18 protein-coding genes are annotated in these 20,776 nt (G+C 68.3%); 7 read left to right on the top strand and 11 right to left on the bottom strand.

Going from position 1 to position 20,776, the window contains the following annotated elements:
• Positions 1-21 precede the first annotated feature (21 nt).
• From ACSHWB_RS08150 to ACSHWB_RS08140, 3 genes are all read right to left on the bottom strand, one after another.
• On the bottom strand, positions 22-1,791 hold the full coding sequence (locus tag ACSHWB_RS08150) for an alpha/beta hydrolase (RefSeq protein WP_439661469.1): 1,770 nt from the start codon (positions 1,789-1,791) through the stop codon (positions 22-24).
• A 176-nt stretch (positions 1,792-1,967) separates the two neighbouring features.
• Positions 1,968-2,861 carry a helix-turn-helix transcriptional regulator gene (locus ACSHWB_RS08145; RefSeq protein ID WP_439661468.1) on the bottom strand — a complete coding sequence of 298 codons (894 nt, stop codon included), beginning with the start codon at positions 2,859-2,861 and terminating at the stop codon, positions 1,968-1,970.
• Positions 2,862-2,919: 58 nt separating this feature from the next.
• The gene (locus tag ACSHWB_RS08140; protein WP_439661467.1) at positions 2,920-3,735 is read right to left on the bottom strand and encodes an oxidoreductase; all 816 of its coding nucleotides are present in this window, start codon (positions 3,733-3,735) and stop codon (positions 2,920-2,922) included.
• Positions 3,736-3,870: 135 nt separating this feature from the next.
• Between ACSHWB_RS08140 and ACSHWB_RS08135 the strand changes: the two genes are divergently transcribed.
• The gene (locus ACSHWB_RS08135) at positions 3,871-4,395 is read left to right on the top strand and encodes a TetR family transcriptional regulator (protein ID WP_439661466.1); all 525 of its coding nucleotides are present in this window, start codon (positions 3,871-3,873) and stop codon (positions 4,393-4,395) included.
• Positions 4,396-4,577: 182 nt separating this feature from the next.
• On the top strand, positions 4,578-4,778 hold the full coding sequence (locus ACSHWB_RS08130; protein WP_439661465.1) for a hypothetical protein: 201 nt from the start codon (positions 4,578-4,580) through the stop codon (positions 4,776-4,778).
• On the opposite strand, the gene cobF is transcribed toward ACSHWB_RS08130, so the two are convergent.
• The 6 genes from cobF to ACSHWB_RS08100 all read right to left on the bottom strand — a co-directional run bounded on the left by cobF (position 4,757) and on the right by ACSHWB_RS08100 (position 12,402).
• Positions 4,757-5,500 (bottom strand): precorrin-6A synthase (deacetylating), encoded by a 744-nt coding sequence (cobF, locus tag ACSHWB_RS08125; RefSeq protein ID WP_439661464.1) that lies wholly within the window; start codon positions 5,498-5,500, stop codon positions 4,757-4,759. The genes ACSHWB_RS08130 and cobF overlap by 22 nt on opposite strands.
• Before the next feature lie 9 nt (positions 5,501-5,509).
• On the bottom strand, positions 5,510-6,730 hold the full coding sequence (locus ACSHWB_RS08120) for a phenylacetate--CoA ligase family protein (protein WP_439661463.1): 1,221 nt from the start codon (positions 6,728-6,730) through the stop codon (positions 5,510-5,512).
• Positions 6,731-6,733: 3 nt separating this feature from the next.
• A complete protein-coding gene (locus ACSHWB_RS08115) occupies positions 6,734-9,205 on the bottom strand; it encodes an acyl-CoA reductase (RefSeq protein WP_439661462.1) in 2,472 nt (823 codons plus the stop codon).
• On the bottom strand, positions 9,202-10,338 hold the full coding sequence (locus ACSHWB_RS08110) for a LuxE/PaaK family acyltransferase (protein WP_439661461.1): 1,137 nt from the start codon (positions 10,336-10,338) through the stop codon (positions 9,202-9,204). Before ACSHWB_RS08110 ends, ACSHWB_RS08115 begins: the two co-directional genes overlap by 4 nt.
• Positions 10,335-11,450, bottom strand: coding sequence for a GNAT family N-acetyltransferase (locus ACSHWB_RS08105; RefSeq protein ID WP_439661460.1), 1,116 nt, complete (start codon positions 11,448-11,450; stop codon positions 10,335-10,337). The genes ACSHWB_RS08110 and ACSHWB_RS08105 overlap by 4 nt, the downstream gene beginning before the upstream one ends.
• A gap of 313 nt (positions 11,451-11,763) precedes the next feature.
• Entirely contained in the window at positions 11,764-12,402 is a 639-nt protein-coding gene (locus tag ACSHWB_RS08100) for a peptidylprolyl isomerase (protein ID WP_439661459.1), read from the bottom strand.
• A gap of 56 nt (positions 12,403-12,458) precedes the next feature.
• On the opposite strand from ACSHWB_RS08100, the gene ACSHWB_RS08095 reads away from it, so the two are divergent.
• Entirely contained in the window at positions 12,459-12,812 is a 354-nt protein-coding gene (locus tag ACSHWB_RS08095) for a hypothetical protein (protein ID WP_439661458.1), read from the top strand.
• On the opposite strand, the gene ACSHWB_RS08090 is transcribed toward ACSHWB_RS08095, so the two are convergent.
• A complete protein-coding gene (locus ACSHWB_RS08090) occupies positions 12,802-13,461 on the bottom strand; it encodes a DUF2306 domain-containing protein (RefSeq protein WP_439661457.1) in 660 nt (219 codons plus the stop codon). The two genes, ACSHWB_RS08095 and ACSHWB_RS08090, sit on opposite strands and share 11 nt — an antisense overlap.
• A gap of 130 nt (positions 13,462-13,591) precedes the next feature.
• On the opposite strand from ACSHWB_RS08090, the gene ACSHWB_RS08085 reads away from it, so the two are divergent.
• The 3 genes from ACSHWB_RS08085 (at position 13,592) to ACSHWB_RS08075 (ending at position 15,449) form a co-directional block, all read left to right on the top strand.
• Positions 13,592-14,011: a DUF2690 domain-containing protein gene (locus ACSHWB_RS08085; RefSeq protein ID WP_439661456.1), complete on the top strand. Its 420-nt coding sequence runs from the start codon at positions 13,592-13,594 to the stop codon at positions 14,009-14,011.
• A 66-nt stretch (positions 14,012-14,077) separates the two neighbouring features.
• Complete coding sequence (locus tag ACSHWB_RS08080) at positions 14,078-14,503, top strand: hypothetical protein (RefSeq protein WP_439661455.1); 426 nt, start codon at positions 14,078-14,080, stop codon at positions 14,501-14,503.
• Between the two features lie 91 nt (positions 14,504-14,594).
• Complete coding sequence (locus ACSHWB_RS08075; RefSeq protein ID WP_439661454.1) at positions 14,595-15,449, top strand: M23 family metallopeptidase; 855 nt, start codon at positions 14,595-14,597, stop codon at positions 15,447-15,449.
• Positions 15,450-15,587: 138 nt separating this feature from the next.
• Here the strand turns inward: ACSHWB_RS08075 and ACSHWB_RS08070 are convergent, their stop codons facing one another.
• Positions 15,588-18,257: a BTAD domain-containing putative transcriptional regulator gene (locus ACSHWB_RS08070; protein WP_439661453.1), complete on the bottom strand. Its 2,670-nt coding sequence runs from the start codon at positions 18,255-18,257 to the stop codon at positions 15,588-15,590.
• A gap of 366 nt (positions 18,258-18,623) precedes the next feature.
• On the opposite strand from ACSHWB_RS08070, the gene ACSHWB_RS08065 reads away from it, so the two are divergent.
• Positions 18,624-20,753, top strand: a complete 2,130-nt coding sequence (locus ACSHWB_RS08065) for a bifunctional diguanylate cyclase/phosphohydrolase (protein WP_439661452.1) — start codon at positions 18,624-18,626, stop codon at positions 20,751-20,753.
• The last annotated feature ends 23 nt before the right edge of the window (positions 20,754-20,776 follow it).

Below are 20,776 nucleotides of genomic sequence, written 5' to 3'. Positions count from 1 at the left end.
GGCCGCAGCTCTGAAAGGGTGTTACAGGTTGGCCGGCATGCCCGACTCGTCGGCCGCCGCCGTCGAGGAACCGCTCAGCAGGTCCTTGACGATCTTGTTGGCTTCCTTCACCGCCGGCGTGATCATCTTGATCTTCACCTTGCCGTTGGTGAGCTTGCCGCCGACGTCGAACGTCTTGTCCTCGCCCGGCAGCGGGAGCGCCTGGCAGCCGGTGAACTGCTTGCGCGGGGTCGCACCGGTCTGGAAGTAGAACGTGATCGGGTCGTCGACGCAGTCCGTGTTGTACGGGAACAGGCCGTGCGAGCCCTCGTTGTCGACGCTGATCATCTTGGCGTTCGGCAGCGCCTTCGCCGTGGCGAGGCCACCCTCGTACGCGGTGGCGGCGTCGAGCTCGGACTGTGCGACCAGCAGACGCGGGAACGTCTTCTTGTCCGGCTTCGGCATCGCGTTCTTCGTCGGCCAGTAGGCGCACAGCGGCGTCGCCATGAACGGCGCGATGAACGGCGCGTTCACGGTCAGGTCGGCCAGCCAGTAGTTCCAGTAGTGCAGGTTCTGGTTCCACTGACCGTCCTGGCAGCGGATCGCCTCGAACGTCGCGTCCCAGGTCTCGACCTCGGCGGCGGCGGTCGTGGACTTCACCGCGACGCGGTCCTTCTTGGCGATCGCGGCGAGAGCGTTGGCCTTGGCCTTCGCGATGAACGCCTTGTTCTCGTCGGACAGGCCCGGCGTCGTCAGCATCTTCGCGACGAGCTGCTCGACCTTCTCCGCGTCGGTGCCGGTGGCCGGGGTGCCGATCACGGCGGACACCGCGGCGGCGGCGGTCGGGTACTGGGTGGTGTCGTACATGGCCGGGATCACGAACCACGCGACGAACAGCTGACCCAGGAACTCACGGGTGCCGCCGGCCTTCTCCCAGTTGCGGCGGATCTCCATCGGGTCGGTGCCCTGACCGTACTCGGCGTCGTTGCGCGCCATGTACGGCAGCAGCGCCTCCTGGAACTGGCGGTCGCGGGTGCGCGGCTGCAGGTCCCAGGTGTTCTCCAGCGTCGACTGCGAGGCGTCGACGGCCGAGTCGAGCAGGAAGCGGTGCGCCTTGCTCGGGAACGTGGCGGCGTACCAGGTGCCGAGCCACGTGCCGTAGGAGTAGCCGATGTAGCTCATCTTCTTCTCGCCGAGCACGACGCGGATGAAGTCCATGTCGTATGCGGTCTGCTCGGTGGTGATGAACTGCGTCAGCGGGTTCTCGAGGCAGCCGTCGACCTTCGCCTTGTTCAGCACGTTGACGTCGGTGCTGTTCGGGACGGTGTAGCTGCAGGTGAGCGGCGTGGAGAGGCCGACACCGCGCGGGTCGAAGCCGATGAAGTCGTACTGGCCGGCGAGGACCGGGGCGCGCAGCGCCATCGCCGCACCCCACGGCAGGCCGGAGCCGCCGGGGCCACCGGGGTTGACCAGCGCGATGCCCTGACGGCTGGTGCCCTTGAACGCGGTCTCGGTCTTGGAGACGCGGATGCCGATCGTGTTGCCGTCGGCCGGGTTGTGCCAGTCGCGCGGGACCTGGATGGTCGCGCAGGCGAGGCCCTTGACGGTCTTGAACTTCGCGACGGTCTCCGGTGCGACGCCGGGGAAGGTGCACTCCTCCCAGGTGACCTTCTGCGTCGCGAGCGCGCCCGAGAGCTTCTGCGTGTCCGGGTCCTGCTTGGCCGCTGCGCCCGCGGCCGGCGTGAGCACGATGCTCGTCGCGATCAGTGCCCCTGTCACCGCGGCGATGCCGCCTCTGAAGTACTTCCTCACGGTGGATCCCTTCCTGCCCCCGCACGGCCGGGTGAGGCCGCGCTTGCAACAGAGGAGAAGGGGAAACCCACGCGTTTAACACTCCTGGGTGATGGCAGAAAGTCGCCATGTCTGGAAACCGTCACCAATCGTGTTCGCTGAGTGATGAAGATCAGCGTCTCGATTACCTCGGGTGACTAAAGCCAACCCCGTCGTGACGCCTGCACGCCGAGCTGGAACCGGGTCTGCGCACCCAGCAACTGCTGCAACCGGCTCACCCTGCGGTGCACCGTGCGTTCGCTGACGCCGAGCTCGCGTGCGATCGACTCGTCCGTCAGGCCAGCGCTGAGCAGCGCCATCAACCTCCGGGTGGCGGTGGTCGGCTCTTCCTGGGTGTCCTCCTGTCCGCCTGGGGTGATGGACACCGACATCCGCCAGAACGCCTCGAACAACTCGATCAACGCGCTCAGTAGCACGGACGGGTGAATGAGAAGGGCTACGACGTTCCCGCCCTTGACCGTCGGCACCGCGATCAACGCCCGGTCCGAGTCGGCGATCACGAGCTTGAGCGGCACCCCGGGGAACGTCCGCGCCTGCTCGCCCACCGCGATGCTCTCCTGCACCGACGCGAACCCGCGTTCGGTCTGCAGCAACGCCGACTCGTACACGACCCGGTAGCCGATGCCGCGGGCCAGTGCCGGAGGCTGTGCGGGACTCGCCTCCGGCTGCGGGCTCAGGTACGAACCGGGATCGAGCGCCCTGATCTCCGACTTGGCCTGGCTCTGCATCTCCTCGAACGCGCTGATCACCTCGTCCGCCTCCGTGAGGACCTCGACGAAGTCGACCTCCTTGGCGCCGTGCTCGGCGTAGGCGGCGGCCAGGACCTCGGCGGTCTCCCTGGCCCTGACGGCCGCGGCCTCGTGACTCGACGCGATCGCGGCCAGCGCGGACCGCGGCGGGCGCACGTCGTTGTTCCTGATCAGCCCGAGTCGTTCGAGCTCCTCGCGCGCCGCATCGGGTGCCGCGTCGTCGTCTCCGCGCAGCATCGCCAGGTACAGCTTCTCGGCCTCCGGCGACAGCCCCTCGTGCACACGACTCCCCTCAGTGGTTCTGAACCGAAGGTACCTGGTCAGACAGGAGGAACACGGGTTAGGCGAACCGGCGCATCGCCCCGAGGAACATCGCGTCGAACGCCCGGTCGGACAGCACCCTGCGCGCGAACAGGATCGGCCGCGCCCCGAACCCCGCCGCGTACCTCGTGCGCGGCCTGCGGGCCTGCGCCGCCTTCACGATGACGTCCGCGATGACCTTCGGCTCACTGCCGCGGTCCATCTGGGAGAAGAACCCGGCCAGCTGCTTGACCTGCCCCGCGTAGGCGCCGCCGCCGGACGTCTTCTTGAGGTTCTCGACCGCGATCCCGCCCCACTCGGTCTTGATCCCGCCGGGCTGGATCACCACGACGTCGATCCCGAACGGCTTCAGCTCGAGCCGCAGCGAGTCGCTCAACCCCTCCACCGCGAACTTCGTCGAGTGGTACCAGGCACCGAGCGGCTCGTAGATCCGCCCGCCGATCGACGAGACGTTGACGATCCGCCCGCGCCCGGCCTCCCGCATGTGCGGCGACACCAGCTGCACCAGCCGCGCGAGCCCGAACACGTTGACCTCGAACTGGTACCGCGCCTCGTCCAGCGGCACGTCCTCGACCGCGCCGTACGACCCGTAGCCGGCGTTGTTCACCAGCACGTCGATCCGGCCGGCCTCGGCGATGATCTTCTTGACGCCGTCGATCATCGACCCGTCGTTGGTCACGTCCATCTCCAGCACTCGGATGCCCTGCGCGGCGAGCCCCTCCATCCGCTGCACCCTCCGTGCCGCCGCGTACACCGTGTAACCGGCTTTGTGCAGCTCAACAGCGGTGGACTCGCCGATGCCCGACGACGCTCCCGTGACCAGTGCGACCTTCATGACGCTCTCCTGACTAACCGGTTGGCTGGACTAACTAACTGTTTGGTTGCTAGAACTAGGCAACCACGTCCGGGGCGGTCTGTCAACTAACTGGTTAGTTGATATGACCAACCGGTTGGTTAGGATGGAGGAGTGGTGAGGGACAAGGAAGCGACCAAGGCCAAGTTGCTGGACGCGGCGCTGGAGGAGTTCTCGCAGTACGGGATCGCCGGGGCGCGGGTCGACCGCATCGCGGCGAAGGCCGGCTGCAACAAGGCGATGATCTACGCCTACTTCGGCAGCAAGGAGGGCCTGTTCGACGAGCTGCTGAAGATCCAGATCGACCGCATGATCCAGGAGGTCCCGATCACGCCGGAGGACCTGCCCGGTTACGCGGGCCGGCTGTTCGACTCCTACCGGGAACGGCCCCAGTTGCTCAGGCTCGCGGCGTACCACCGCCTGGAGAACGGCTTCAGCGACCTGCCGAAGGCCGAGGTCGAGTCCCACCGGCACAAGATCGAGGCCATCGCGCGGGCGCAGATGGAGGGCAGGATCACGGCGGCGTTCAACGCCACGGACCTGCTCGACCTGGTCGTGCACATGTCGATCCTGCCGTTCAGCACCCCGAACGCGACCCGTGAACTGGTCGAACGCTCCGTGCGGCGGCTGATCGCCGAGTAGTCCAGGACGGCAACGACGTCCCGATGCCGCCGGACCGCCGGTTGTGGTGTCCTTTGTAGACGAGCTGGACGAACACCTGTGACAGCAAGGAAACCTGGTCTGGATCGTCCAGCAGCCGTGCGACCCGCCGGAAGGCGTCACGGTCATCGCGCTGGGCGAGCCGGTCCCTGACGGTTCCGCGCGTGCTGGAGCCGGAGCTCTGCGACGAGCTCACGAGGTACTACGAGCGGACCGGCGGCACTGACAGCGGTTTCATGCGCACAGACCAGAGGTACACGGCACTGGTGTGCTTGCTGCACGAGGTCACCGAAGTCACCCGAGGCCGCCGGTTCTGCACGCTGCCGTTCCTGCTCGATGAGGATCAGGGCCGGCGCAGCAGGTAGGTGTCCATGATCCAGCCCTTGCGCTCGCGGGCCGCGGACCGCACCGAACGGATCTCCGCCGCCACGTCCCCGACCCGACCCGACACCAGGATCTCGTCCGGCATCCCGAGGTAGGCGCCCCAGTAGATCCACGTGTCCGGGTCCACGCCCTCGAACGAGTACGACGCGTCCAGCATCACGGCCACGTCGTCCACGTCGGCGGGCCATCCCGCGGCGAGCCGGCGGCCGGTCGTGATCTGCACCGGCTTGCCAACCTGGTTCAGCGACACCCGGTGGCCCGCCGTCAGCGCTGCCACCGACGTCACGCCGGGGATCACCTCGACCTCGAACGACTCGCCGCGGGCCAGCAGATCGTCGAGGATCGCCAGCGTCGAGTCGTACAGGGACGGGTCGCCCCACACCAGGAACGCCCCGACCTCGTCGTCGCCCAACTCGGAGAGCAGCCCCAGCACGACGTCGGCGCGGTCGCGGCGCCAGGCGTCGATCGTCGCGGCGTAGTCGGCGGGGTTCCGGTCGCGGTCGGGATCGCGGCCCTCGACCCAGCGGTACGGCCTGGTGACGTGCTCGGCCAGGATCGACGCGCGCAGGTCGACGAGCTCCTGCTTCACGGAACCCTTGTCCAGCACGAAGTACACGTCGACCGTCTGCAGCGCCTTCACGGCCTGCACCGTCAGGTGGTCGGGGTTGCCAGCGCCGATACCGATGACCAGGATCTTTCGCACCGCAACACCCTAGACGGGGCGTTCGTCGACGAGCCGCACGGTCTTGCCCGTGCGGGGGTTCGCCTCCAACGCCGGGACCCACTCCACCGCCAGCGGTGCGACCACACCACGCCCGACCTGCAGCTCGAACCGCGGGCTGATCACGTGCACCTCGTCACGCAGCGCGGAGATGTCCTGCGGCTCCCCGGCGATCCTCAGCACCAGCTGGTCCCGCGCGTCCACCCGCCGAATTACGACCTGCACGCCGTTGTGCACCACACCGGCACGGTCCACAGCAGCCCGCAGGTGGTCGAGGTGCAACGTCACGGGGCCGACCCGCGCGCCCTCGTCGGCACGGCCGAGCAGGCGGAAGATGCCGTCCTCGGCGTCCACCCACTCGGCGAGGTCGCCGACCGGGTAGCGGATCATCGGCTGGAGGCGCCGGGTGAGATCGGTCTGCAGCAACCGGCCGGGGCGGCCGGGATCGGTGATGAGCCTGCCGGTCTCGGCGTCGACGATCTCCAGCACCGAGCTGTCCACAAAGGAGCGGAACACGCGCGGGTCGTCCGAGCCGAGCACCGCCGTGCCGATGATCCCGCCGTCCACGCTGCCGTAGACGAACGACCGGAACTCGGCGCCAGGAAAGGCCTGTGACAGCAACGCGCGCTGGTCGTCGTACAGGGCCTCGCCGCTGAACAGGATCAGCCGCACCAAGGGCAGTGAACCGACCGAAGCCACGACGTGGGAGGCCAGCCGGCACAGGGTGGTCGGGAAGCCCGCCACGACGGTGGCGTCGAAGTCCTGCATCGTGGTCAGCGTGAACTCGACCGGTGCGCTGCCGGTGATCGGCAGCTGCACGAGGTCGATCGGCGACCGCTGCAGGGAGTTCAGCGCGAAGATGAAGCTGGAGTACAGCTCACCGGCCGCGAAGAGGTTCGCGATGCGGTCCCCGTGCCGCAATCCTGCCGCGGGAAGGGTATCCGCGTACGCGCGGCACATCGCGTCCCACTCGTCGTTGGTGTAGAAGGAGACGCGTGGTGCCTTAGTGGTGCCGCCGGTCTTGAAGATCAGGCCGTCGGTGTGCACGCGGGTCAGCACCTGGTTGTCGCGGATGGTGTTCGCGGCCCAGAACGCGGCCTGGTCGATCACCGGCAGCCCGGACAACGGCGTCGAGGAGTCGTAGCCGTCGTACAGTTCCTTGTAGAACGGGGAGTGCGTGCGGGCGTAGCAGATCAGATCCAACGCGGACATCGGTCACACACTCCTGCTGCTGCGCCGGTCGACGACCGCGATCAACTTGCCGCTGCTCTTCGTCCGCAGGAAGCCCGCCAGCGGGACGTTCTCCACCCGCACCCTCAGCAACGAGTCCTGCTCGACCGCCTCGGCGACCTCGGCGTACTTCGACAGCAACGCGATCTGGGTGGCGGCGGGCTCGGGCGCGCGATCGCGTTCCATCCGCACGACCAGTTCCTCGCCGCCGGCGTCCTCGTTCAGCTCGATCTGCAACGCGCCGGCGTAGCTGTACTCTTCCTCCAGGATCGTGAAGAACCGGCGGTAGTTCAACGTCTGCGCGGCGGCCCTGAACACGTCTCCGGTGCGCCCCAGCAGTTCGAACCGCGGCGTCTGGCGGCCGCACGGGCAGTCGCCGGGGACCCAGCGGCCCAGGTCGCCGATCTCGTAGCGCTCCAGCCGCTGGCCACGGCGGGTGTGCGTGGTGAAGACGAGCCTGCCGGGCTCGCCGGACGGGACGTGCCGGTCGGACTCGGGATCGAGGATCTCCAGCGTGTGCAGGCCGGTGAACAGGTGGTGCACCTTGCCGGTCGAGGCCTGGCACTGGTAGCCGACCGGGCCCGCGTCGACCGTCGCGTAGGCCGCCGAACGGATCACCTCGACGCCGAACTCGTCCCGCAGTCGCGCGATGGCCTGCGCGCCGAAGTGCTCGCCCGCGTAGAAGATCTTGCGGATCCCGCCGTACTCCTTGAGCTGCTCACCGTGCTCGGCGAAGAGCCGCTGCACGAACGACGGCGCGGTCAGCAGCGTGTCGACGCGGTTGTCCACAATGGCCTGCGCGATCGCGTCGAGCTGGCCCCACTCGCCGCCCATCGGGAACTGCACGGCGTTCATCCGCTCCAGCGCGGAGAAGAAGCTGACGAAGCTCGCGTACATGTGCCCGTTGAAGAACAGGTTCATGATCCGGTCCTGGCGCGGGTCGAGCCCGGTGGCGAGCAACGCCTCGGCGCCGACCCACATCTGCTCGTCCCAGTCCGCCCAGGTGTACGCGGACAGCTTGGGCGCGCCGGAGCTGCCGCCGCTGCGGAAGTACACGTCGGCCGGACGGTCCTGCAGCGTCTCGAAGTCCGACTTCAAGGTCACGGGGACCGCGGGAACCGGCAGCTGGCGGGACTCGGCCAGGTCGTCGAGCGAGGCGTCCGCGGCGAACCTCTCGTCGAGCTGCACGGACACCCGGTTGCTGTAGCGCTGCAACGCGTAGACGCCGTCGTGCGGCTCACCGCTGTAGCCGCCGAGCATCGAGCCCGGCGTCGTGATCCGCTGCACGCCGACCGACACGAACGAACGCGCCAGGGCAGCGGTGTCGGGCCGGTCCGCCGCGAGCCCGACGGTCTGCAGGTAGCGCCGCATCGGCCGCAGCACGGAGGTGATCTGCTTGCGCGGCAACGGCTTCACCCACACCGTCCGGTACAGGGGCGAGGTGCGCAGCGCGGAACGGACGTCCGCCAGCACGCGCCAGTGCTCGCCGGTGTGGACCTTCGTGAGCCGGAGGTGCTCTTCGAGCTGAGTGACGACGACGGTGTTCGTGATCTCCGCCCACTCGGCCTGCGACGGCTCACGGGTCGGCGGGCCGGTCAGCTCCAGCACGGACGCGAACCGCTCGGCGAACGCGAAGACCTGCGCGGGGTCCTCGGTGTCGAGGTAGATCACCTGCGGGCTGGAGCACGCCTGCTGCTCGAGCTGGCAGACGTCCGCCGCCAGCGCGTGCAGGGTGTCCACATCGGACCACGATTCGCGGGTCAGGTAGGCGAACGACAGCTTCGGACCCCAGTCGATCACCCGCGTGCCGGGCCGGACCAGCTCGGTGACGCCGTTGATCGCCTCTTCGCCGCCCCACACCGCGACGGCGTCGGCGGCGCCGAGCACGCGCGACATCCAGTCGGTGCGCGAGGAGGAGAAGTGCAGCACGACGAGCCGTGCGGCGATCTGGCCGGTCTGGTCGTGCGCGGCCAGCGAGGCGAGTACCTCGGCGGTGAACCCCGAGTCGTCCGAGGCGACCTTGATGACGTTGAGGTTGCCGGAGAGCAGGCCCTCGACGGCGCTCAGCACGCCCGCCACCGGCGCGTTGCCCGCCGTCACGTGGGCGAGCAGGCCGAGCGGCACCCAGGCCTCGTAGACGGGCGTGCGGAAGTCGAAGCGGACCATCCGCGCCGGGTCGAGGTTGCCGAGCTCGCGCTTGAGCTTGCGTTCCAGAGAAGGTCGGCTCAGCGCGTTCCGCAGCGCTTCCAGCGTCTCGTCGATCTCCACCTCGTCGAGGCCCCACGAGACCAGCGACGCGCGGTGCTGTTCCAGGTCCAGCTTCTCGGCGGCCGCGAGCACGACGAGCGGGTTCAGGCGTGGTCCGGTGATGACCTGCTGGGTGAGGTCGTCCAGCGTGTCGAGCCGCAACGCGACAGCGTCGTCGTCGACCCACACGCCCTGCCAGAGGTGCCTCATGCCTTGCCCTTCAAGAGTTCTGCTGCGGCGATCGCGCAGGATCGGTTGCGGGAGACGCCGGCGCGGCCGAGGATCTCGAACCACGGGGTCTCGTTGCCGCAACCGCACTCCTCAGGAGCGTGCAGTGCGGCCAGGTCACCCATCAGCACGCTCTGCGCGGGCGCCGAGGTGATGTACGGGGACACGAACTGGATGTAGCCGGACTCGCCGTACGGCAACGGTTCCAGCGTCCGGACGTCCCGGACGATCGCACGTGACCAGGTCGGCACGTGCAGGTTGTGGTGCGCGCACTCGACGTACGGCACCGAGTGCTCGACGGAGCCGTAGCTGTCGCGGATCCGCGCGTCCTGGATGCCGAGCATGTCCGTGACCTTCGCGCGCAGCTCGGACTTGGAGATCTGCTTGTCCGCGTTGCCCTTCCAGCCACCGCCGAACCAGACCATCGAGCGTTCGTCGAGCCGCAACGGTTCCACGCCCATGGCGCGCATGCGGTCGATGGTGAAGCTCAGGAACGCCGGGAACCCGAAGATCCGCACCGGCCGGCCGCTGTCCGCGAACCGTTGCAGCGCGCGGATGCTGCCGAACGCGTCGAACTCGTGCCCGGTGCCGGTGTGCGCGAGCCCGTAGTCGACGGACTCCACAGGTGCGAAGTCGGTCATGAACTGCCCGGTGAACGAGCTGCCCAGCTTCACGTTCGGCGTCGGCTGATTGAGGTTGATCAGGTAGTGCACCGGTTCGTCGTCGATGAACCCGTTGTGGTCGTAGATCCGCGCGACCATCCGCTGGCCCGCCCGGAGAGTCCAGGCGTCCCAGAACATCTGCGACTTCTGCCCGGTCGTGCCGGACGACGTGGCGTGCACGACGACCTCGTCGCGCGGCACCGAGAGCACCTCGTGCATCTTGAAGAAGTTGGCGTGCACGAACGGCTGCTCGGTGATGTCCTTGATCGGCTTGCCGTCCCACAGGCTGCGGAAGAACTCGTTGCGCTGCGCGTGCCAGCGGTTCGACTCGTTCATGGCTTCCAGGAACAGGTCCGTGTCGCTGTGGTCGTACGGCGCCGCGATGTCGCACAGCGCCTGGACGGCACCGAGCGAGGGATCCGGCACCGTTGCCGGTCCGAGGTGCGGGTTCATGCTCGAAAGACTCCGTTGGTGTTGAGGAACTTCTGCGTCCACAGCTCGATGTACTGCTCGGTGAAGGGCCGGAACGCCTCGTCGATCGCGAGCCCGCGGAAGTCCGGCGGCTGCGGTGTGTGCACCATGACCACGTAGTCGTGGTAGACGTCGCCGTCCTTGCGCATCGCGGGGTACAGCGCCACCGGCAGGAAACCGAAGGCCAGCAACGCACTCAGCTCGTCGAACTCGTGCAGCGGCACCAGCGTCTCGACGTGCGGCGCACCGAGGCCGGCCAGCGTGTCGATCACGCCACCGAGGTGCGGGAGCAGCGCTTGGGGGCTCGGCGTGGCGCCGAAGATCGTGCAGTAGCCGTCGTGACGGTTGAGGTGTCCGTAGATCTCGTACTCGCCGCGTTCGTCGGCCAGCAGCACGTTCGGTTTGTGCAACGGGTAGAACCGCCGTGCCGGGTCGTTGATCGTGCGCTCGAAGTGCCGCTGCACGAACTGCGGTGCCTCGACGACCTCCAGCCGTGACTGCTCGGCGGCGGTGACGCCGTTGTCCTCGACGAACTCCGGCAGCGTGGGCATCTGCGTGGCCCTGACGAGCTTTTCGAGGCTCTTGGGCACCTTGTGCACCTCGGCCCGCTGCTCCAGCACGCCGTCGCGGTGCCTGGCCAGCAACGTCATCGTCTCGCGCTTGGCGTGCTTGAAGAGGTTCGGCACGAGCCCGAGCGGACGGAACCCGTTGCGCAGACACACTCTCTGTGGCGCGAGGTGGATCGTGCGTGCGGTGCCGTAGACCGAGTCGACCTCACCGCTCGCGAGCATGCGGTCGGTGATCTGCCCGACGGCGTGGTGCGCGATGCCGCCGCCCTGTGCGGCAGGGTCCACGACCAGCCCGGCGATCTTGCCGAGACGGTCCGCGCTCTCGACGTGCCCGGTGATCGAGGCGACGACCTGGCCGTCGCGCCGCCACACGAGCCACGTGGTGTGCGCGGCCTCGATCTCGGCCGCCATGACGTCGGGGTCGGTGCCCATCGCGATGGGGTAGTTCGCGCCGTGAGCCCGCCGGTAGAGCCTGAGCAGATCGTCGACGTCGTCGAGTCGAGCCGGCTCGAACTCGGGTGCCACTCCTGGTGCCTCCTCTTAATAACCGGAATTCAGGCTACTGGCTGGTACAGCCGCCATTCAGGTGACGGAAGCGCGGGAGCTGCGGAATTGATTCCTGGGGGCGAGCGGGATCACAACGAGAATCAAATCCTCCTTAATTCACGTGGTTCTTATGGGCTAATATTCGCAGGTAGGCGATGTGATGGAGATCGCGTACCGGATTTTCGCCTGTTGGTCACATGTCAACACGACGTGCTCTCGTGGCGCTATTCCGGCGCCAAACGCAAAGTAGTCGCCGTTTCAACGAAACGGCGACTACTCGGAAAATGAGCAACTAGTGGGCGAGCACGTGCAGGATCCTCACCGGCTTCTTCGGCAGGCCGTCGAGCAGACCGTCCGGCTGCGGCACGATCCCGGCCTTCACGATCCGGTCGAGCGTGTCCATGCCATAGGTGACGTGGCCCATCACGGTGTAGTTCGGCGCGATGTTGGCGAACGAGTGCACGATGAAGAACTCGCTGCCGTTCGTGCCCGGCCCCTGGTTCCCGTACGCGATCGTGCCGCGCGGATAGGTCTCCTTGCCGGTCACCTCGTCGGCGAACCGGTAACCGGGCCCGCCCTCCTCGGCGCGGTAGATGTCGCCGCACTGCAGCACGCCCAGGCGCGAGGTGTCCGTCAGCCGCCAGCACTGCGACATCGTGTAGAACCAGCTCCGCGCCAGGTGGGCGAAGTTCTCCACGCCGCACGGGGCGTTGGCGCGGTCGAGGTCCGCGATGACCACGCCGTAGTTCGTCACGATGGTGACCTTGACTGTGCCGCGGGCGGGTACGACGGCCTTGGGCGGCTGGACCGGGCGGGCGGCGGGGTTCTCCGGCGTCGGGATGAACTCGCAGCGCGCCGTGGGCGTGGCCGGTGCGGCGGATGCGACCGGGGCGAGGACGACCATCATCAGGACAGCGAGCAGTAGCCTCATGCGGACTGACCGTAGTCGCCGTATAACCCCTTGTCAGCCCACCTATGTTGGGTCGCATGGGGGACGGACCTGAACACCACCGCGAGCATCGTGGCAAAGCCGTGAGCCCGCATTTCGAGGACTGGCGGCAGCGCAGCCAGGCCGGGTGGCAGCGAGTGCTGCCCGAACTGCGCAGGCAGGGGTGGGACGTGGACACGGGCTGCCTGGCCGCGCCCGTCGAACTGGAGGGGCACCTGCCCAGCGGCGAGAGCTTCTACCTGCGGTGCCGGTGGAGCACCTGCAGTCTCGAGATCGACGACGCGGAGGTCGGAGAGGTCGAGCTCGGCGGCGAGTTCACCGCGAGCTACATCCTCCCCGACGACGCGGTGGCGGTCCTGCACGACTTCCACCAGGAGTGGCTCACACGCTGACGGCCTCGCGCTCCTGCACCGGCGCCTTCCGCCGAGGCTTGCGCTCCAACCACCACTGCGACAGCAGCAGTGGCACAGTCCACCCGGCCCACGTCGATATCCCGGCGATCGTGTGCGGCAGCTCCGACTCCGGCACGCGGTCGGCGAACACGAGAAACGCGGCCACGCCCCAGATCCGGTTCGTGATGATCGAGACGGTCAGGGCGAAGCTGCGGATCATCCACTTGCGGTGGTCGCGGAACTGGCGCTGCCGGGCCGCGCGCCACGCCAGCCACGTGAACGTCAGCCACATCACCGCCAGCAGCACGTTGCTGACCTGAGCCACCGGACCGAACGGCGTCATGTAGCCGACGACCAGGCCGGACAGTCCGGCGGGCAGTACGCCGGCGAACACGTACACACGGCCGACTCGGCGGTGCCACGTGGGGAAACGGGCGCGGAACCACGGCCAGATCTGCACCACGCACGTGAGGATCGCGATCGACGCGCAGACGACGTGCATCACGAGCAGGGGGTAGTGCGGTCCCCAGTCCGACTGCACGCGTGCCTGCAGACGATCACCTGTGAGGTACGGCGGCAGCGAGAACGCCACGAACGCCACCACCACGAACGCCAACGGTCCCACCCAGGGCTTGCGCAACCACGTCATGGCGCCACGATGGCGACCGCCGCTGACCGATCGCGCACCGCTCGCTGACGTGCCCTTCTGACACCTCGCTGACATCTGACGGGGTGTAGCTGTCAGATCGCTGTGAGCGCCGATGAGCAGTGTCAGCGCCATGAAGTCGACAGCCCTGATCGCCGCCGCGGCGTTCACGCTCCTCATGGCGCCGGACGCGCAGGCGGCGTCCTGCAGCGGGCGCGGATGCAACGACAAGGACCCGGTCTCCGCCGGATGCAGCAGTGGTTCCACCACCGCTGACACCGCACCGATGTACACGGGCGGCACGGCTGAGTTGCGCTGGTCGCCCGGTTGCAGGACGAACTGGGTGCGGGTCTCGAACTACTCGGGCGGCGACTCGGCTCTGCGCATCACGGTGTGGTCCGGCAGCGACCACGTCGGCTTCGTCGCGGCGGGAACGCCCGGCAACCACTGGGGAAACATGGTCCACGCGCCCGGCTGCGCCCGCGGCGGGGTGCTCTACGCCGACTCGAACGGCGTGCACCGCACCGCCCGTCTCGCGTCGAGCGCTTGCTGAGGGGGCGCGCCGTGACCGGCTACATCACCGACTGACCTTCCACATGGGAAAGATCGAGGGAGAAGCATGTTCATCAGGATCGCCAGCACCGTGGGCACCGCGGCGCTCGTCATGGGTGCGTTGCTCGGGATCGCGTCGCCGGCGAACGCCGAGACGAACCCGAACTGCGGCCAGGTGACGCAGATCGGCAGCACCGCGTACATCAAGTCGGGCGGCACGACGATCGCGTCGGTGAAGCAGTTCAAGGGTTGCAACAAGAACTGGGCCTACACCTACGTGTGGGAGGGCTTCCGCAACTCGCACAGCGGCAACTGGTGGGCCTGCTCCGGTGTCTCCACGAGCTCCGGCCTCGCCGACTTCAAGTGCGGCGGAAACCACCAGAAGGAGGCCTGGTCCTCCGGTGCCAACACGCTGACCCAGTGCACCAAGGGCTACGGCGAGCTCAGCTGGTCCGGCGGTGAGGGTGCCGCGGCGACGGACCAGCGCTGCTGATCATGCGCAGAACCTTCTTAGGCCGATCTTAAGTGCCCTGTCACATCGTAATCCAAGGTCCATCGAATGTTCGGGTGAACGAGGGGAAGTCATGAACGTCAAGAGGATCATCTCAGGGGTCGCGGGCCTCGCGATCGGGTTGGGCGTGCTGGTGCTCGGTGGCCCGCAGGCCAGTGCGGCCACCAACTTCGAGCTGCCGTTCCCGTGTGGACAGACGTGGTCGGGACAGACCAGGACCAACCACAGCCCGCAGCTGGCGCTCGACCTGAACCGCAGCGCGGACGAGGGTGACGCGGTCGTGGCGTCCGCGTCCGGCACGGTCAGCAAGGTCCGCAACGAGGGCAGCACGAGCTACGGTCGCTGGATCGAGATCGACCACGGCAGCGGCTGGACCACGCGCTACGCCCACCTCTCCGCGCAGCGGGTGTCGGTCGGCCAGAACGTCTCGCAGGGCCAGACCATCGGCAACGTCGGCAACACCGGCGGCTCGACCGGTGCGCACCTGCACTTCGAGCAGCTGCTGAACGGCACGCCGCAGAAGATCAAGCTGTCCGGGACGACGATTCTCTACTACGGCACCAAGAACTACAAGTCGAACAACAAGTGCGGCGGCGGTGGCACCACCAACCCGTACACCCCCGAAGAGGCCTGCGGCGACGGCTACAAGGTCATCGACGGCGCGAACGTCACGGGCGCCCGCGTCTCCCTGCTGTACAACGCCTCCAACGGTTACAACTGCGTGGTCGCGATCAAGACCACCAAGATCGGCACCGCGTCGGACGTCGGCGCGTTCCTCGAGGTCCAGGGAGATGCCCGCACGACCGACCGCGACGAGTACGGCTACTACGCCGGTCCCGTCAAGAAGAAGGCTCCCGGCAAGTGCGTCAAGTGGGGCGGCATGGTCGGTTCTTCCACCTACACCAGCGGTTTCGAGCACTGCGGCTGATTCTCTCCGGGCTCCTCATGGCAGAAGGGCTCACGGTGTTGAGAAGATTGACCTTCGTGGCCGGCCCCGCGAGCCGTCGGCGTGGTCACTACGACCACGTGCACGTCTCGATGCAGAACCCCTACGGCGACTGACCGGCTAGCTGATCAGGCTGTCCAACAGGTTGTCCCGACGCAGACCGGGTGTGCCGAGCAGTTCGGCCGCCCGGTCCGCGTGCTTTTCCAGCCCTGCCTTGGCGAGCACCAGCCGCGCGACGCCCTCGCCGTAACGGTCCCCGCGAGCACTCGTGATCTCCAGGCAGCGCTCGGCGTCCTTTGTGGCCGGTCCGGGCCTCCCCGCGGCCAGCAGCACCTCCGCGCGGCACAGCAACGCCTGCCACTCGTCGTTGTGCTCGCCCGTCACCCTGCACAGCTCGATGCACTCGCTCAACGCGGCCTCGGCCTCGTCCAGCTGCCCGAGCTTGAACAACGCCTGACCCTGCGAGGCCAGCGCATAGGCCGTGCCGGCCTCGTCCGCATGCTCACGGGCGTGCGCGAGACTCTGAGACGCCGCCTCGAGCGCCTGCTCGTACCGTCCGGCCACCTGGTGCACCTGGGCCAGCGCCGACAGCGGAACCCGTTGCGCGCCAGCCGGTCCGTACTCCTCGGTGAGCTTGATCGCCTGGGCGAGGGTCGCCTCGGCCTGCTCCAGCTCGCCCAGCTCGCGCTGGATCGTGCCGATCCCGGTGAGCGCGCGGCCCTGCCCGAACGGGTCGTCGGCGCGTGCCTGCAACACCTCTTCCAGCTGCGCGCGGGCGGTCTCGAACGAGCCGATCCTGCGGTTCGCGGCCGAGCGCACCAGAAGCGCCGTCTGCAGCGCGGCCGACGTGCCGACCGTGCGGGCCGCCTGGTCCGCGATCTGCCCCAGCTCGATCAGCTCCGCGACCCTGTCCTGTTTGAACAGGTGCGGGTAGAGCATGTGCGCGATCGCCAGCCCGTGCTCGGCCAGCACCGCCGAGGTCACCGTGGAACGCGCTGCCGCCAGCAGGTTCTCGGCCTCGTCCGTCAGCCACCGCAACGGTTCGTCGACGCCCTCGGCGGCGGAGTACGTCAGCGCCCCGTACGCGTGCGGCCGCAGCTTCTGCAAGGCCGCGGCGAGCGTCGAGCGGTAGTACGTGAGCGCACGGGCGAGCGCGTCCTGCTTCTCGTCGTTCTCGTGCTCGGCGCCGAACAACCGCAGCAGGTCGTGCACCCGGTAGCGATCCGGCCCGCACGGCTCCACGAGCTTCGCGTCCACCAACGGGTCCAGCGCGCGGTCCACGTCGTCCTGGCCGAGCAACGCCCGCACGGCCGCCTCGCCGACGGCAGGCACGTTGAGACAGCACAACAGGACGAACGCCCTGGTGGAGACGGCGTTGAGGCCCTCGAAGCCCATCTGGAAGCTCGACCTGACACCGAGGTCGTCGAAGTGCAGCTCGTCCAGCCGGTGTCGCTGGTCCGCGAGCCGCCTCGCCAGCGCCTCCGTCGTCCAGTCCGGCCGTGACCGCAGGCGCGCGGCCGCGATCGTGAGCGCCAGCGGCAGGTAGTCGCAGGCACGGACGACCTGCTTCGCCGCGGGGCCGTCGTCGCCCAGCAACCGCAACGCGTCGGCCTCGGGCAACGGGTCGAGGCGCACGTGCCGGGCGCTCAGCGTGGCGAGCATCCGGCGGCTGGTGATCAGCACCGCGGAACCCGGTTCGCCGGGCAGCAGCGGGCCGACCTGGGCCGCGTCCACCGCGTTGTCGAGCAGCACCAGCACCTTCCGCCTGGCCAGCGTCGACCGGTACAGCGCCGCGGCCTCGGAGGTGTCCGTCGGGACGGCCAGCGGGGGTGTGCCCAGGGCGCGCAGGAACCGCCTGATCACCTCGGCGGGGGAGAGCGGCGCACGACCCGGCGTGGCGCCGTGCAGGTCCACGTACAGCTGTCCGTCCGGGAAACGTTCCGCCATCGCGTGCGCGGCAGCCGTGGCGAGCGCGCTCTTGCCCTGCCCGCCAGGCCCGTGCACGGCGATCACCGCGTCGGCGGCACCCGTGATCAGCTCGATCTCCGCCCGGCGGCCCACGAACGGGTCGGGTCTGGCGGGAAGTTCGCGCGGCACGGCGGGGATGTCGCCCTGCAGGATCGCGGCGTGCAGGTCCTTGAGCTCCTGGCCGGGATCGAGGCCGAGCTCCTCCGCCAGCCGCCGCCTGCCCTCGTCGTACGTCCTGAGCGCGTCCGCCTGCCGCCCGCTGCGGTGCAGGGCCACCATCAGGGCGCCGCGCAGCCGTTCCCTGGTCGGGTGCTCCGCGACGTACCCGGTCAGCTCGCCGATGATCTCGTGGTGCCGGCCGTCCTTGATCGCCTTGTCGGCCCTGCGCTCGGTCGCCCCGAGGCGTTCCTCCTCCAGCTGGTTCGCGAGCTGCGTGTTCGTGGTCAGCTCGGCCAGCGCGGGCCCGCGCCAGTGCGCCAGCGCCTCGTCCGGGTCCTGCGCGTCGCGGAAGAGCTGGAGGTCGAGCGAGCGGTCGGGGATGTCGAGCCGATAGCCCTGCCGCGACCACTCCAGCGACACGCCCGGAAGGTCTTTCAGTGCTCTTCTGAGCTGGGAGACGTGCACCTGAACGGCTTTGCGCGCGCTCGCGGGCGGGTCGCCGTCCCACAGGATCGACATCAGGTGATCCACGCTGACGGTCTGACCGGAGTGCAGGAGCAACAGCACCAGGACCTGTTGCGGCTGGCCTGCGGGAATGCGGACGTCCCGCCCCTCGTGCGTGACGAGCAGCGGCCCAAGCACCCCGAACCGAACGCCGTCCACGGCCTCACGATAGTCCGTTGATCGTCGCTCTCACCTCATCCGCGACGCCTGTACGAGCAACGGTCAACGACGAAGGTCTTGTCCGACCCGTTTACCGACCAACGGGTCGGAAATATCAGTGGTACAAGGTGTGCGAATCACCGTCGAGCAGGTAAAAGTCGTGCGAAAATCGATCGGGGAGCACCAGCGGGCGCGGATCCGCGACACCCGAGATCAACGCCGTCGCAGTGACGGAAAACAGAACGGGGATTTGCGGTAGCGTCCGTATTGGTGGGTCACCTCATTGGAGTAACGACGGTGCCGCGATCATCCCAAGTCGGGCATCATCACCTGGCTCGACCAAAGTCGTAGAACGAGGGGTCTCGTGTGACCATCTTCCGTACCGGCCACACCGGGGCGTGGTGGATGTACCTGGTGGCGGGTCACCTGCTGCTGGGCGTCTACTACCTGATTCCGGTGAGTCCCGCGGGGACAACGGGTCAAACGGTACGGGTGGTGCTCTACTGCACGATCAGCGCGTCGGCCGCGATCGCGACATTCGCGGGTGTCAAGCACAACCGCCCCCAATGGCGGCGGCCGTGGGTGTTCCTCGCACTCAGCCAGGTCGTTTACGCGATCGCCGACCTGACGTTCTACGCATCTCACTACATCTTCGAGTACACGGTTTACCCGTCCTACGCGGACATCTTCTACCTGGGTCATTACCCGTTGATGGTCGCCGGTGTGATCCTGCTGATCCGCCGCCGGACTCCCGGTCTCGACCTGCCGAGCCTGCTCGACGCCGCGGTGCTCGCGGTCGTCGCCGGCATGGCGTCCTGGCTCTACGTGATCGGCCCGCAGGCGCGCCTCACCTCACCGGTCCTGGTGAAGATGGCGTCGCTCGGCTACCCGATGATGGACCTGGCGCTGTTCGTGGTGGCGCTGCGGCTGATCTTCGGGGCAGGACCGAGGCCGCGCGCGTTCGTCCTGCTGACGTGCAACCTGCTGGGCATCCTGACGGCGGACACGATCTACGTGCTGCAGCGCCTCGACGGCAGCTACCACGCGGGCAACTTCCTCGACGCCATCTGGCTGTCGGCGAACCTGTGCATGGGCGCGGCGGCGCTGCACCCGACGATGGCGCGGCTCGTCGACCGCGCGCACGTCAAGGACGTCGGCCTGAGCCGCGGCCGGATCATCGCGCTGTGCTCCGCTGCCCTCGCCGCGCCGGTGCTGATGCTGGTGCACGACGTCGGCCAGTCGTCGCAGGACGTGCTGGTGATCGCCGCGGGCAGCGCGCTGCTGTCGCTGCTGATCATCGCCAGGCTCGCGGGCCTCGTCGCGGACCAGCGCAAGCTCGCGATCACCGACAGCCTCACCGGCCTGCACACACGCCGGTTCTTCGAAGCCCAGCTGCCGTTGGAGATCTCCCGCGCCCGGCGCAACGACGGGTCGGTCGCGGTGTTCATCATCGACGTCGACCGCTTCAAGTCCATCAACGACAACTACGGCCACCCTGCGGGCGACGACGTGCTGATGGAGGTCGCGGCACGGCTGCGCGCGGCGTCCCGATCCGGTGAAGTCCTCGCTCGTTACGGTGGCGAGGAGTTCGCCCTGCTCGTCCCGGAGGCCGGTCCCGGCCGGTTGTCGGTGATCGCGAACCGGCTGCGCGAACGCGTCGCGGAGAAGCCCATCCCGGTCAACGCGGGCAACGACGACATCCCGTTGTCCGTGACGGTGTCGGTCGGCTCGGCGAGCTTCCCGACCCATGGGGACGGTCCCGACGACATCGTGGTGATCGCGGACCGCGCGTTGTACGCGGCGAAAGCGGCGGGGCGCAACAGGATCGCGGTCGGCCCCGAGCCGTTGCCCGCGGTCGACCCGGACACCGACGGCGCGATGGCGGAGTTCCTCTGCCAGGTCGCGGACCGGGTGGACGGCTGGCTGCACCGCTACGACCACAGCCGTTCGGTGTCGCGCTGGGCCGGTGTGGCCGCGGGGGAGTTCGGACTGGACGCGCCGACGACCAGGGTCGCGCAGCTCGCCGGCCGCCTGCACGACATCGGCAAGGTCATCATCCCCGAGGTCGTGCTGACCAAACCAGGCGCACTGTCCGAAGAGGAATGGCGGCTGCTGCGCCAGCACCCCGACTTCGGCTACCGGCTCGCGCGGATGGTGCCGGGGTTCGCGGGCGTGGCGCACGTGATCCGGCAGCAGCACGAACGCTACGACGGCGCCGGGTACCCGGACGGGCTGCGCGGCGCGGACATCCGTGCGGAGGCGAGGATCCTGTCCGTGTGCGTGGCGTGGGCCGCGATGCGGTCGAACCGTCCACATCAGACCGCGCTGGACGAGAACCGTGCGAGGCGGGAACTCTGGGCAGGCCGGGGCGAACAGTTCGATCCGGACGTAGTGGACATGTTCCTGGACCTGCACACCCAGGGCAGCATCGGAATGTTGCGTCCGTCCGGATTGTCCGTTCAGGAGGCGGGTTTTCCGGCCGAGTTCAGGCCTTGATCATCTGACAATGGCATGCTTCG

The organism is Lentzea sp. HUAS TT2, from assembly GCF_051853195.1.
Classification (GTDB): domain Bacteria; phylum Actinomycetota; class Actinomycetes; order Mycobacteriales; family Pseudonocardiaceae; genus Lentzea.
The sequence above is the reverse complement of the archived record's forward strand: the minus strand, read 5'-3'. Positions and strand labels throughout refer to the sequence as shown.